Genomic DNA, 14935 nt, shown 5'->3' on the forward strand with positions numbered 1-14935 from the left:
ACGAGCCAATGTCTCCGTAGGGTTCTGACTCCCTAACTTTTTGCGTTCCATGCGCGCGGGATACATTCTCTCTTGGGCATCAGGCGCCTGTTACCTTGCCGTAAGGGACGGGCAAAATTGCGCTGGATACCTTGTGACCTGGCTTGTTCCGCCGCCTCTTGGCCGATAGGGTCAGCTCCGTATCAAAAGACGAACAAGGAGCGAACATGGATGCAAAGCAGGCAACGGCAAAGGTGCGCGCTGACGCACACAAAGGTCACAGCAAGCGTTCACGGATTTTCGCTGCTGCGTTCATGCTGATGCTTGTGGCGTTTGCCGGGTGTGTGCTCTGGCTTAATGCGGGCATCGAGCGCGTTCCGTTGCGCCCGACTGGCGGCAGCCAGTTTGCGAAGGCTACCGTTGACGAGGTCCTTACAAGCGACGTGGGCCTAAGCGATTCAGGGGAAATGCAGGGCAATCAGCGCGTGCTGCTTACCATCACCGACGGCCAGTTCGCGGGCAATCAGGTTGAGGCGACAAGCCCGTACTCGAACAATTCCGGCGCGTATTGCGAACCAGGCCTTCACGTGGTGGTGCTGGTGAACCAGGGTCAAGACGGCGCGCTGGTTGCCACGGTGTACAACTACGACCGCGGGTTGGTGCTCTGGGGGCTCATCGGGCTGTTCTTAGTGCTGCTGTGCGCTGTGGGCGGCAAGTCGGGCACGCTGTCGGCGGTGGGCTTGGCGTTCACGTTCGCGTGCATTTTCCTTCTGTTCTTGCCGCTGGTGTATAGCGGTGCCTCGCCGTTTTGGTCGGCGGTGCTCGTGGTGGTGCTGGTGACCGTTGTGGGCATGTACCTTATTGGCGGCTGGTCGGTTAAAACGTTTGGCTCGGTGGTGGGGACCATCCTGGGCGTTTTGATTGCCGGAGGCGTTGCCAGCTTGTTTGGGCAGCTTGGGCATATATCGGGGCTTAACGTGAGCGAAATAGAAACGCTTGCGTATGTCGGTCAAAACAGCAAGCTTGACGTGGCCGGTCTTTTGTTCGCGGGCATTCTCATCTCGTCGTTAGGCGCCATCATGGACATCTCCATGTCGGTGACCTCGCATATCTGCGAAATGGCCGCAGCAAACCCGCGCCTTTCGTGGCGGGCGCTGTTTTCCTCGGGCATGACGGTTGGCCGCGACATGATGGGTACGATGAGCCACACGCTTATCCTTGCGTTTGCAGGCGGTGCGGTCAACGCGCTGGTCATCATCTACGCTTACGCCATGCCGTATCTGGAATATTGGAACGAGTATGCTATCGGCATCGAGATTTTGCGCGGGCTTTCCGGCTCCATCGGCATCATCGCCTCGGTTCCCATCGTCTCGCTGGTAACGGCGCTGCTTGTTACTCGCTCGAAAGCTACCTACGTTTTACCTACGTGTGAAAGTTAATCAGGAATTTGCAATTGATGTACTAGGAATTACCCTGCGCCTGATGGATTCCTTACGCTTCACTCCCACAATCACAACTTGTGTTAGCGCAAAGCGAAACAAGACCTGATGCAAAGGGAGGAATCCAAGGAATGAAACGTTGTTTTAACGCGGTGGTTGCAGCGTCGCTCGCGGCATCGCTTGCGGTGCCGGTGCCGCAAGCGTTTGCTGACGATGCGCAGCCGGATGCGTCTGCGCAGCAAAGCGCGCAAGCTGTCGAAACCGGTGGGGATGCGGCAGCGCCAAGCGCCGAAGCGCAAACCCAGGCGGCCGCGGACCAGGTGTCGCCGCTGCTGGTCACCGAGGTTGTAACGGATTCTCCTGGCAATGGAAAGTTCACCTACATTGAGATGTACAACAACTCCAACAGCCCCATCAACTTCAAAGACTACGTGTACTACTATTGCTACGAAGGGGGCATGGGCACCGGCAAGGTGTTCAGCTCTTCGGATAAGCACCTGGGGATAGATTACGGTAGCGGGGACGCTGATGTTATCATCGAGCCTGGTAAGACGCTTGTGCTGTGGATGGGCGGCGCAAAAAACGAAACCTCGCTCGATGACTTCAACAAGACGTACGGCACGAACCTTGTGGAAGGCAAAGACATCATCCGCACCCCGTATGCGGGTATCCATACCACGAACAAGCGCGGCTATTTCTTCGGCAAGCGCGATGATGCCGTGATGATCAGCGCCTGGTCAAACGCCAACGGCGATGAAATTCCCACGGGCAACCCCGACAAGCAGGGCATTCAGTACACCTATCCGGGTTGCGGCAGGGAATGCGTGGACAGCGGTCTTGCCCCCGCAACGCCTGGCTCGGTGTCGCCTGATCAGGTGCCGGCCAAGCGCGTGGACACGGCTGATTCGCAGGCTCGGATCGAAAACGCAACGGCTACGGGCAACGGCGATTTCAAGGTGACGGTCACGGTTCCCTACACGGGCTCGTCCGCGTCCATGTTCGTGAACCTTCACTACAAGCAGCACTACGGCGAAAACGTTTCGTCTGAGAAGACGCTTACGCTCGAGCCGACAGGCGACGGCAAAACGTTCACCGGCACCGTTGCCGCAAGCGAACTGTTTGGCGAAAGCGTTGAATGGTATGTGAGCGCCTACGGCGGGCTCGGCGACGAATTGAAGTCCTCCTCGAAGACTACCGACATTGCCGCGCAGGTTCCTTCTGCCGAAAAGGCCGCCCCGCTCTACATCACCGAGGTGCACGCCAACCCGCAAAGCACAGACGGCAAGCAGTATTCCTACTTCGAGGTGTACAACGCATCTGATAAGCCTATCAACCTGAGCTATTTCAAGATCTTCTACTATTACGAGTTCCCGAACAAAACCGCTTCGGCTTCGGGCAAGGTGTGGTCGCTCGATGACTTCACGGCGTACCTTCAGCCGGGCAAGACCATGGTGTACTACCTGTCGAGCAACGGCACCACGGTTGAAGATTTCAACAACTTCTACGGGACGAGCCTTGAAGAGGGCAAAGACATCGTACGCGTGAACTATGCGGGCTTGCACGCCACCGATGCGCGCTGGATTCGCTTTGGAACCACCGAAGATGACGCGTTCACCGTTGCGGGGTTCAACGAGACGGCCGCGCAGCGTAGCAGCCATGACACGTCGCTGCAGTTCACCTACCCGCGCGGCACCGGCGACCGTGAGCAGGTGGGCACTGGCGGCCTTACCTCGGTGAACGCCTCGCTGCCCGTTGAGGTTTCCGCGGCAACGCCTGGTGAGGTGGCCGACTGGCAGAAAAGCCCCGTGCAGGCGAAGTTCCAAGGCTACCCCGGATACCCTGCCGATGACGGCAAGGCGCCCACGCTGAAAGAGAACACGACCGAGGAATATCGGGTGCCTGAGTCCATTAACGAAGGCGAGGCGCTAAAGGTGCTCTACGACACCGACCTGCTTGTGGGCGCCACGGGCGATGAGCGTCGCGATGCGTTTGCAGACGGTAAAGACGGCAACAACGCTTCGAACTATCCCGGCGGCGCTCAGGCGCTTAAGGATCGGCCCTGGATGTTGGGCACCGAAGTACTTTACAAGCTTGACGACGACAGTGAGTGGACCACCGTTCGCCAGAAAACGCAGTGGCGCTTAGGGCACTTCATGATGCAGATTCCCTCCGATGTGCTGTTTGGCCACAACAAGGTTACCTATAAGGTGCGCGCTTACACGCTGTACGGTATGAGCGAAACCGAGGAGACGGCGGTTGCCATCAATCGTTTGAACAACACCGATGGCATGCGTTTGTCGCTCAAGGACGGCGATGTGGTTTCCGGTGCGACCACCATCACCGCCAACGACGGCACCGACAACGCCGCCACGAAGGTATTCGTTGATGATAACCAGGCAACCGGCACGCGCAAGACGTTCGAAAACGGCGCATGGCTTATGGTGCAGACAAGCGGCATGGACAGCTACTTCAAAGACGCCATCACCGCGCCGTACGGCAACAACCCGCGCGACATCCTCACGATCATGGGGCCGTGGTGCGAGACGCCTACGTCGCGCGCCGTTCACGTTGACAACAAGTATTTCACGTACAACGCCGAGAAAAACGCCTATGAGGTAACACTTACGCTGTGGGCGGGCGACTCGGGCACGCCGTTTGAGGAATCGCTGTATCCGTCGGTGTTCGGCGAGAACCACGAGGACTACAAGGTGTCCGGCCTGCAGATGAAGCTGGCGAATGGTAAGAGCTTCCTGCCGGTGAAGATTGCGCCCGACAACGAGAAAACGAATACCTCTACGGCGCTTGACGTGTGGCACACCATCGGCGATTCCGCTGGCATGGAAACGCATCTTGACGCAACGTTCGAGATTCCTGCCGACGATGCGACGGCTATGGGGTTTGACTGGGATACGACTTGTGTTGCCGATGGTGCTCACGTGGTCCGGGCTCAGGGCGCAAACGGCACCGCCCAAGCCAACGTGGTGGTGGACAACACCAAGCCCGCGGTCGATACGGGCATCGAGGACGGCAAGCCGCTGTATAAGGCGGTTACGCTCGACCCGCAGGCGCTCGCGACGGACGCGAACAGCGTGGAGTCGGTGGTTGCCACGCTCGATGGCGAAGAGATTGCCCTGCCGATGACGCTTGACCCACATACCTTGTCAGTGGGCGAGCACACGCTTGCCGTGGCCGCTTGCGACAGGGCCGGCAACGTTCAAACCGCGCAGGTGAAGTTCACCGTCGAGGACAACGACCCGGATGTGACGCTTGATGCCGACACCGATGGCGACGGCGTTTCGGCAACGTCGGCGAACTTGACGGTGAACGTGGGCGAAAGCCCTGCTCATGTGAGTTTTCGCCAGGGTCGCACCCTTTCTGCTGATGAAATCGTCGCAGCTTCCACGAACCAAACGACCACAACGGACGGCTCGTTCCCTGCTCAGCTGTTCGAGGTGAAGATCGGCAGCGCGGCGGCTGGCGACGTGGTGGCGCTTACGTGGAAAGGCCAGGCCTCGAACGCCGATAGCAGCCATCCAGTAACGATGTTCGCGTACAACTTCGCGGCGCAAAGCTGGGAAAAGGTTGCTACGGCAGATGCGGACGGGCAGATGGCGGCCAGCTTCGCCGCTGCGGACCATCTGCGAGACGGCAATGCAGTGATCTTAGTGCAGCAGGGTGCCGCGGACGGATACCCCACCGTGGCGCTTCCCGATGAAAGTGCGTTTGCACCGGCCGCATCGGTACAGTCCGCCGAGCAGGCCGCACAGCCCGCGCAATCAAGCTGGGACGGCACGGGCGTTCCCGATACCTACGATTTCTCGTTCGCTTGGGAAACCGATACGCAGTACTACGCCGAGAGCTTCCCGTACCACTACGACAACATGAACCAGTGGATCGTGGACAACGCTGACAGGCTCAACATTCGCTACGTCATGCACACCGGCGACATCGTCGACGACGTGGATATGGGCGGCGAATGGGTGAACGCCGACCACTCCATGAAGATCCTCGATGATGCGGGGATGCCCAACGGCGTGCTTGCCGGCAACCACGATGTGTGCGCCGGAATGGAAGGCTACGGAAACTTCTGGAAGTACTTCGGTGAGGACCGCTACAACAGCAAGCCTTGGTACGGAGGCTCGTACAAGAACAACCTGGGCCACTACGACCTGCTCTCCGAAAACGGCCAAGATTTCCTGGTGCTGTACATGAGCTGGGACATCTACACCGACGAGATCAATTGGATGAATCAGGTGCTTGCGCAGTACCCCAACCGCAAGGCCATCATCTGCTTGCATCGCTACACCAACGTGAAGCAAACGGATGCGGGGCTGCTCGACTACACCGGCAAGCTTTTGCAAGAAGAAGTTGTGGCGAAGAATCCGAACGTGTTCGCGGTGCTCAACGGCCACTACCACGGGGCTTCCATCGAGACGAGCGCCTTCGACGATGACTGCGACGGCGTGAACGATCGCACGGTGTACCAGATTTGCACCGACTACCAGTCCGACCCCGAAGGCGACGGCGTGAACGATCGCACGGTGTACCAGATTTGCACCGACTACCAGTCCGACCCCGAAGGCGGCAGCGAGTACATCAAGTTCTTGTACTTCGACTTGAAAAACAACAAGGTGTACCTGAACTCCTACTCGCCATATCGCAATGATTTCAACTATTACGACACCGCGAAGCAGAGCTCATACGCGCCGGGGGCGCAGTATCTTAACCAGGACATCGTTGAGCTTGACGTTCCGTTCACCAGCAGCGCCGATGACCTGAACCATGCGCTGACCACCGCATCGCTTTCCGCCGATGTGCAAACCTCTGCGGAAATCGGCACGGCTGAGGGTTCTGGTGACGTGACGTACACTTGGAAGGGCCTGACGCCTGAAACCACGTACGGTTGGTATGCCGAGGTCACCAACGACCAAGGTGGCCTGACGCGCACGGGCGTCCAGACGTTCACGACCGAGAAGGCTTCCGACAACGGCGGCAATGGCGGCGGTAGCGGTACCGGCGGCAACGGTGGTAGTGGAAATGGCAACGGCGGAGCGACCAGCGGCAACGGAAGCGGCAACAATGGTGCTACCGGCGGCAACGGGAACGGCGATGAGACGGGCGGCAGCGGTAATGGGTCGGGTAACAACGGCGGCCACGGCTCTGCCGACAACGCCGGCACGATCGTGGAACCCGGCGCTAACCAGACGATTTCGGGCGCGGCAAATCACACGACCGGTGGCACCTTGTCGCAAACGGGCGATGTAGCGGGTCCGCTTGCTGCTGCAGCCGGCGTCATTGCAACATGCGCAGCTGGGTTGGTAGCCATCGCGCACAAACTGCGTCGCCGCACAGGCAACCGCTAGCAAGCAGGCATTCCTACCGCGCTACTACGTACTGCTGGTACGTTTGGCAGCCGACCATCGAGGCAAAGCAGGCCAAGTAGGGCCAGCAAAGGCCAACAAGGCAAGCGTTTCAAGGGAGCCTCCATACGGGGGCTCCCTTTTTAATATGAGCAGGACATTGTCAATAGGCAATGAAGGGCCAAGGGCGAATTTCTTCGTCCTTGGCCCAATCTATCTCCTCCGGAATCCCCGTTGACAGCGCGTGTCGGATCGACGCCCGTCTGGCAGTTTAATATTCGCCCATCGCGCAGAATGCAATTGCGATGCAAAGGGGGCTCTTTTCCATTTGGGAGCAACCCTTTTTGGCTTTCTGGGTCATAGAATCGGTTGTGCTGGCGATGTTCCAGCTTTGCGCCCTTAAGTTAGGGCCTTTCGCGCACATTGAAAGTGCGCGTCGAATGCGATACAGCCCTGGTGAACCTGCCATCCGGAGTCGATGCGCAATAAATCCCTCGTTCTTGTTTACCCGCAGATCGCATAGGGGAAAACCCTATACGTGAGTAATGCGCGCGCTGCGGCGCGCTCGCGCGTCATACGATGCGGGAAAACGCGTGTCAGAACGCGTATTCGGAAAGGGAATGGGGGATTCGTGGACATCACAAGACGCACGTTCGTGAAGACGACGGCTGTCGCTCTGGCGTCGGCAGCGGCTGCTGGAACGCTTTCCACCATGTCCGGCTGCATACAGGTTGCGGACGGCGAAAGCGTGAAAACCCAGGCGGTATGCCGCTTCTGCGGATGCGGGTGCGGCGTTATCTGCGAGAGCAGGAACGGAAAGCTCATCAGCGTGACGGGCGATCCCGATAATGGGTCGAACAAAGGCTTGAACTGCGTGAAGGGTTATTATCTGGCGAAGATCTTGTATGGACCCGATCGTTTAACCCACCCGCTTATCCGCGATGACAAGCGTACCAAGGGAACGGATGCAGGCTTGCGCGAGGCAAGCTGGGACGAGGCGCTCGATCTGATGGCGGGCAAGCTGCGCGAGCAGTGGTTGGCCGATAAAAGCCGTATTGCGTTCTGGGGTAGCGGGCAGCAGCCTATCGTGGAAGGCTATTGCACTTCGAAGTTCTGGAAGGCGGGATTGCTGTCGAACAATATCGAATGCAATGCGCGTCTGTGCATGGCCAGCGCCGTGGCGGCATTCATGAACGTCTTCCAAACCGACGAGCCCGCCGGCTGTTATACTGATTTGGATGAGGCCGATGTGTTCGTGACCTGGGGTGCGAATATGGCCGAGGCGCACCCGATGCTGTTCAGCCGCTTGGTGGCGCGCAAGGCCTCCGATCCCGGTGTGCGTTTCTACGATCTGACCACGCTTTCCACGCGCACTTCCGCCGAAGCCGATAAGGTCATGATATTCAACAACAACGGCGATTTGGCGATTGCCAATGCCATTGTGAACTACCTGGTGCAAAACGGCTTGTATGACGTTGATTTCGTGCGCGACCACCTGCAGTTCAAGCAGGGCACGGAAGACATCGGCAACCCGACGGAGGATGGTTATGACAAATCGGATATCGGCAAAAAGGTTGATGCGGTCAGCCCCATCACGTTCGAGGAATACGCTCAGCGCCTGAAGCCCTATACGTTCGAATACGCCGAGAAAATCTCCGGTGTGGCGGCGGCGGATATCGAGGAGCTGGCACGTGTGTATGCCGATCCGAATCTGAAGGTGCTGTCTTTGTGGACCATGGGCGTAAATCAGCACAATCGCGGCACGTGGATGAATCATCTGCTTTACAACATCCACCTGCTCACGGGCAAGATCGCCCAACCGGGTAACGGGCCGTTCAGCTTGACGGGCCAGCCGACGGCGTGCGGCACGGCCCGCGAAGTGGGCACCTTCAGCCATCGCTTGCCGGCGGACCTGTTGGTGGCGAATGCGCAGCATCGACGTTATACCGAAGCGGTTTGGAACCTGCCCGAGGGCTATTTGGAGCCGCTGACCGCAACGGGATACCATACGGTGAAGATGTTCCGTGAGCTATCGAACGGCAACATCGGCTTTTTATGGAGCGCTCATAATAACTGGGCATCGTCCATGCCCAATCTCACGCGTTTCCTGGGCCAGGGTGACAAGCAAGGCATCTTCGATGCATTCATCTGCGTGTCCGAGGTATATCCCACTATGAGCTGCCGCTATGCCGACGTGGTGTTGCCAGCGGCTATGTGGGTGGAACGCGAGGGCATGTTCGGTAACGGCGAACGGCGCACGGCCGTGTTTGAAAAGGCGGTCGACCCGCCCGGTGAGGCGAAGTGGGATTTATGGCAGCTTATGGAAGTTGCCAAGCGCGTGCTCGATGGCCATGAGATCGGCGGAACCGATGCGTTCGATACGCTGTTCGGCGTTATCTACGACAAGGAAGCTGCCGATTTCCGCGGCACGCAACGCGAAGTGTGCCGTGAGGTTTTCAGCGAATACCGCACGTTCAGCAACCCTTCTTTGAACGAGCGCGCCTATGCCATCGACGTTGATGCAGATGGAGCGTTTGGCGCGAAACTGAAGATGGAGGCAAAGCAGCTTGCGCCATACGATGTCTATATAGAGCGGCACGGCTTGACGTGGCCGGTACGTGAGGTTAACGGCGAATGGCTTGAGACGAAGTGGCGCTTCTGCGACGGCCATCAGGAAGACGGGTTCGACGAAGTGGGCGTGGAGAGGTTCGGCAAGCATGATCTTGCCGGCGGCGTGAGCTTTTACAAGTCGACGAGCATGAAGCCGTCCGTGGTGTTCCGTCCATGGGAGCCGCCGGCGGAGGCGCCCGATGATCGTTACCCGTTCGTGTTCTGCACAGGGCGCTTGCTTGAGCATTGGCACACGGGGTCTATGACGCGTCGCGTGCCGCAGCTGCACAACGCCCTGCCCGAAGCGGTTCTTGACATGAACCGCGCCGACTGCGAACGCCTTGGCATCGCAGATGGCGACAAGGTGCGCGTGAAATCACGGTTTGGGCAGGTGGATATCAGGGTGTCCACGCACGGGCGCACTAAGCCGCCTGCGGGGACGGTGTTTGCGGCGTTTTTCGCCGAGGAGACGCTGGTGAACCTTGCGGTGCAAGATACCTATTGCCCGCTTTCGAAAGAGCCTGATTTCAAGAAGACCTGCGTAAGCATCGAGAAGCTGGAGGGATAGCCATGAAGCGGAAGGTTGTGGCGTGCGCGATGCTTGCGTGCGTTCTGGCCCCGGCGGCGTTTGCGGGATGCGCGGGCGGCTCGGTGGACGCGAGCACGCAGGCGGGTGCTTCTCCCGATGCGGCGCCGGTGATGCCGGTGAACCATTCGTCTGCACGTTTCGATGCTATGGGCGCATCCGGTTGCTATGGGTGCCATGGCGCGGGCGATAACGCCAACCCCATGCTTACCGGTTCGGTGGCGTTGCCTGCAGACCACTATCAAGATGGCGATGTCGACAGTCGAAGCATCGATGGGCGTCATTTGCTGTGCAATACGTGCCATGTGGTTGCCGATGGCAGCGAATTCGACAAATAGGGGTGCGCCTTGGTGATTTCGAGTTTGGTGGTGGAATGCGCCGCCGATGCGGTGGATGCGGTTGCGGCTGCGTTAGCTGAGCAGGCGGGCGTGGAAGTGCATGAGCGAAAGGGCTACAAGCTCGTGGTGACCATCGAGGCCGATACGGTAGATGCGTCAAGCGATACGGCCGGTTCGTTCGTGGGGATTCCGGGTGTGTTGGGGGTTAACCTGGTCTACTGTAATTTCGAGGATGATCCGACGTTGTGATGACCATATCGTTTGTAGGGGGATGGCAAGGCGCGAACAAGTGCTTTGCCATCGCCGTTATGCTTGGCAGAATCGCGTCGAGCGGTGCGTTATAGGTCGAGCAGCTTATGGCGTAGCGCGTAATCGACGGCATCGGCGCGTGTTTTCAGATGAAGCTTCTTGTATATCTTGCTACGATGCGCCTCAACGGTTTTCACGGACAGGAACATCATCGTGCTGATCTCCTTGTTGGTATGCCCGCGTGCTATCAGCTGCAAGATCTCCAGTTCACGGCTGGACAGTTGTTGGATGGATGGGTCGTTTGAGCCGCCCGCCGTGTGTTTCGCCAATAGCTCGACCATGGTCGGGTGGATATAGCTGCCGCCGTTGGCAACGTCGTGCACGGCCTGGCGCAGTTGCTCGGGCGTGGAGCTCTTCAGCACGTATCCTGCCGCCCCGCCCCGCAGCGTGTACAGCAGGTATTCCGGCTCTGCGAACATGGTGAGGATAACCACTTTGGTATCCGGGAAATCCTTTGCCATCTTTTCGCACGCGATAAGCCCGCTTTGTCCGGGCGGCATGGATATATCCAACAGCAGCACGTCGGGTTTGTAGCGGGCCACCAAGGAATATGCCTCCGTTCCCTCGGCGGCTTCGGCCACAACCTCGATATCGGGATCGGCGTCAAGCAGCATTTTTATGCCGGTTCGTACCACGACATGGTCATCGGCGAGCACTACGCTGATCATCGCGCATCACCCTCCTCGCTCGAACGCATGGGCGTGACCAAGGTGACGCGCGTGCCGTGTTCGTTTGATTCAACGGAAAGCGTGGCGCCTACTTGGTTGGCGCGCTCTTGCATGCCGAGCAACCCGCAGCCTGTGCCCTTGATGGCGGGATGCGCCACGTCGAAGCCGCAGCCTTCATCGACTATGCTGATGTGAAGCCAGTTGCCGGCAGTCTCAACGCTTACGGTCACGACATCCGATCCGGAGTACTTGCAGGCGTTCGTCATGGCTTCCTGGCAAATGCGATAGGCTTGCGTTTCCAATGCGCGATCGAAGCGGGGCAGGGAGAGCTGGCCTTCGAAGCGGATGGCGGAGCCATAGGTTTTCTCTAGCAGCAAGGCTTGGCTGCGCAAAGCGGGCACGAACCCCAAATGATCAAGCGAGCTGGGGCGCAGCATCACGGAAATGTTGTGCAGCTCGTCGAGCACGCCGTTGATGCCGCCGCGCGCCTCTTCCAGGATGTCAGCGCCTTCTGCGTCGACGTGGTCCGTAAGGCGCTGCAACGTGAACGTGACGGTCAGAAGCTCCTGCGCTACGCCGTCGTGCAGCTCGCGTGAAATGCGCCGCCGCTCTTCTTCTTGCGCGCTTATGGCGCGAGCCAGGTCGCCGCGCAACAGCTTCGGCGCGCCTGTTTCGTCGGTATCGCGCACGCCGGCGAACGAGGTATCGCCCGAGATGCCGACAAGCGTGGCTTCGCTTCGGTCGCCGGCTTCCCCAAGCCCCATGAACCCTTCGGATACCACTTCGAGCCCGCAAAACACCCCACGCAGCTCATCGGCTATAAGCGCACGGAACGTTTCCGCATGCGATGGATCGACGATGCGGAAAGCGCATAGCAGCACGGCTACCACATGGTCTGCGCGTTTGAGGGGCAAAGCGCAAAAGCTGCGCAGGTCCTCGGCGAAGACGATGGGGTAAGACGAGTATTCACGGGGGTCCATTTCCGAGTCGATGTCGGTGAACAGCATGGGTTTGCCGGTTTTCAGCACGATGCCGCCGATGCCGTGCCCGGGCGCTAGCGAGATGCGACGGTGTCGATTGCTGGTTTCGCCTGCGCTGTAGAGCCATGTAAGCGGCGCACCTGGAAATGCGGTGATGCCCATCGACACGAAGTCGAAGCGGAAGCGCTTACGCAGTGCGTCGACCGCTTGCTGGAACGCGGTATTCTTGCCTGAGATCGTTGCCTGGTCGAAGTTCGATGCCCCCATGATGTCCCCTTCCATGACCAAAAGCATCTTAAACGCTTCTGCGCCTTTCGCGCAGAGGCAACCAAATAACAATAGCAGGTTGGAAGCGGCATCAACGAAATCATAGGGTTTTGCCCGTCTGTTTGGGGGAGGGTTGGCTACCGTGCGCGCATCAAGCGCATGGGCGTGCGCGAGGCGTGTATCATTGAATGCGGAGAGAAGCGCCTGCAAGAAGGGAGGAAGATGGAGATGATGAAGGCAAAAGGGAGCAAGGCGATCGTTTGGACTACCGCTTTGTGCGCATTCGGCCTGGTAGTTGGTCTTTCGGCTTGTGCGCCGAATGCCGACAAGGCAGGACGTGCCGATCAGAAGGCAACTGACAAGCCGGTCGCGCAACAAGTCGAGCAGACGCCCGATGCCGATAAGTATGGCGTGGTGCATGCTGATCAATGGGCCGGCGATTATCCATATCAGTATCAAACCTATAAGCAAAACGACGCTAACGGCACCGAGGGCAAGCACGATTACCTGCAGCTGTATCCTGCGCTGAACACCATGTACAAGGGATATGCCTTTGCGCTTGGCTACGATGAGGCGCATGGCCATACGCACTCGCTCGATACGGTGAAGGAAACGCCGCGTACGCAGAAAAAGGAGCAGCTCGCCAACTGCATCTCGTGCAAGACCCCGCAATATACCGCGTTGGTGAATGCGGAGGGCGATACGGCTTATCAAGGCAAATTCAATGACATGATCGATCAGTTTGACGAGCCCATCAGCTGCTATAACTGCCATGAGAACGACCCCACCCAATTGGTCGTGGGCAACAAGTTCTTCGTAAGGGCGCTCGGCGATGACGTGGATAACGAGAAGAAGGCGCCGCTGGCCAGCCAAACGTGCGGCCAGTGCCACAACGAGTATTATTTCGATCCGACCACGAAGGCGACGACGAACCCCTACACCGGCACCGATCAGATGACGCCCGATGCCATCCTTGCTTATTACGATGACATGAACTTCTCCGACTGGAATCATGCCGACACCATGGCGCCGATGATCAAGGTGCAGCATCCGGAGTTCGAAACCATCTACGGCGGGAAATCCACCACCATGGCGCGCATCGGATACACCTGCTCCGACTGCCATATGGGCACCGAAGTAGCCGAGGACGGCACTGCTTACACGTCTCATGATTGGATCAGCCCGCTTGAGAACGAGGATATGCTGGCGAATGACTGCAACAACTGCCATGCCGACCTGAAGAGCGAGGTTGCGGCTACGCAGGCTAAGGAAGAGCAGCGCGTCACCTCGATTAGCGAGAAGATCGAGGATATGACGAACAAGATCGCCAACAAGTACGCTGACGAGATCGCCGCGATCAAAGCCGCCAAGGACGCCGGCAGCAAGCAGGCTCCTTCCGATGAGCTTGCCGCCCTGTGGAAACTGCAGCGCAACGCGCAATTCTACTGGGATTTCGTGATGGTCGAGAACAGCGAGGGCGCTCACAACCCCGATTTGACGTTCGAAACCCTGGACAAGGCCGAAGCGGCGGCCGACCAGGCATTGTCCATGCTTGGATAAAGCGTAGGCGGCATTCTCTCCGAAGCTCCCGAGCAAAAGCGCGCTGCGCGCTCGGGGGCAACCGCTAGCATATTCCGATTCTTTTCCGGAAAGGGGGTTCAAAGATATGAGCGAGCAAAACGGGACCGGCAAGCCTTGCGGGAAAAGCCGCAAATGGCCGATCACCGTGGCTGTGGTGGCGGTGGTTGCGGCAGTTGCCGGCGGTGGCTTTTGGGTTTGGCATGAGCAGCCCAGCTTTTGCAACGCCATTTGCCATACGCCCATGGATCCATACCTTGCCGCGTTCGAGCAGGAGCCGGGCGTGCAGGGCGTTGACAAGTGGGGGAATACGGTGGAGAACACCGATTCCATGTTGGCCGTGGTGCATGCGGTGCCGAAGGAGGAAGGCGGCGCTGATGCGAACTGCCTGAGCTGCCACAAACCCACCATGTCGCAGCAGCTGACCGAGGTAAGCGAGTGGGCCACCGGCAACATGCCGCTGTACGCCAACGAAACCTATGGGTTGGTGCTTGGAGAGCGCGATACCGAACAGCTCGGCGAGTGGCTGAGCCAGGACGGCGATGCGTTCTGCTTGAACTCGGCGTGCCATAACATCACGCGCCAGGACCTGGTGAAGGCGACGGCGCAGTACGGCGAGCGCAACCCGCATATGGCTATGCATGGGCAGCAGCTTGACTGCGGAGATTGCCATAAGGCGCATCGTGCGTCGGTGAACGCGTGCAGCCGATGCCATGATGATGCGCCCATCCCTGATGGGTGGTTGACGTACGATCAAGCTCAAGAAGTGGCGAACCGCGCATAATCGCGCATTCGTAAAAAAGGGGCGTTGGCTCAAGCCA

9 protein-coding genes are annotated in these 14935 nt (G+C 58.7%); 7 read left to right on the plus strand and 2 right to left on the minus strand.

The window, feature by feature from the left end; translation table 11 throughout:
• Nucleotides 1–206: 206 nt before the first annotated feature.
• The 5 genes from DW178_RS04000 (at nucleotide 207) to DW178_RS04020 (ending at nucleotide 10561) form a co-directional block, all read left to right on the plus strand.
• Nucleotides 207–1418, plus strand: coding sequence for a YibE/F family protein (locus DW178_RS04000; RefSeq protein ID WP_199669237.1), 1212 nt, complete (start codon nucleotides 207–209; stop codon nucleotides 1416–1418).
• Nucleotides 1419–1549: 131 nt separating this feature from the next.
• Nucleotides 1550–6781, plus strand: a complete 5232-nt coding sequence (locus DW178_RS04005; RefSeq protein ID WP_118349798.1) for a lamin tail domain-containing protein — start codon at nucleotides 1550–1552, stop codon at nucleotides 6779–6781.
• 628 nt (nucleotides 6782–7409) lie between these two features.
• Nucleotides 7410–9956, plus strand: a complete 2547-nt coding sequence (locus DW178_RS04010; RefSeq protein WP_118349799.1) for a molybdopterin-dependent oxidoreductase — start codon at nucleotides 7410–7412, stop codon at nucleotides 9954–9956.
• A gap of 2 nt (nucleotides 9957–9958) precedes the next feature.
• Entirely contained in the window at nucleotides 9959–10312 is a 354-nt protein-coding gene (locus tag DW178_RS04015; RefSeq protein WP_118349800.1) for a hypothetical protein, read from the plus strand.
• A gap of 12 nt (nucleotides 10313–10324) precedes the next feature.
• The gene (locus DW178_RS04020; RefSeq protein WP_276668931.1) at nucleotides 10325–10561 is read left to right on the plus strand and encodes a chaperone NapD; all 237 of its coding nucleotides are present in this window, start codon (nucleotides 10325–10327) and stop codon (nucleotides 10559–10561) included.
• Between the two features lie 89 nt (nucleotides 10562–10650).
• On the opposite strand, the gene DW178_RS04025 is transcribed toward DW178_RS04020, so the two are convergent.
• Entirely contained in the window at nucleotides 10651–11289 is a 639-nt protein-coding gene (locus DW178_RS04025; RefSeq protein ID WP_118349802.1) for a response regulator transcription factor, read from the minus strand.
• Nucleotides 11286–12536 (minus strand): GAF domain-containing sensor histidine kinase, encoded by a 1251-nt coding sequence (locus tag DW178_RS04030; RefSeq protein ID WP_118349837.1) that lies wholly within the window; start codon nucleotides 12534–12536, stop codon nucleotides 11286–11288. The genes DW178_RS04025 and DW178_RS04030 overlap by 4 nt, the downstream gene beginning before the upstream one ends.
• A 222-nt stretch (nucleotides 12537–12758) precedes the next feature.
• Between DW178_RS04030 and DW178_RS04035 the strand changes: the two genes are divergently transcribed.
• Entirely contained in the window at nucleotides 12759–14096 is a 1338-nt protein-coding gene (locus tag DW178_RS04035; RefSeq protein ID WP_286168499.1) for an ammonia-forming cytochrome c nitrite reductase subunit c552, read from the plus strand.
• Nucleotides 14097–14202: 106 nt separating this feature from the next.
• Entirely contained in the window at nucleotides 14203–14898 is a 696-nt protein-coding gene (locus tag DW178_RS04040; protein ID WP_118349803.1) for a cytochrome c3 family protein, read from the plus strand.
• The last annotated feature ends 37 nt before the right edge of the window (nucleotides 14899–14935 follow it).

Origin of the sequence: Eggerthella sp. AM16-19 (assembly GCF_003474385.1) — a bacterium.
GTDB lineage: Bacteria > Actinomycetota > Coriobacteriia > Coriobacteriales > Eggerthellaceae > Senegalimassilia.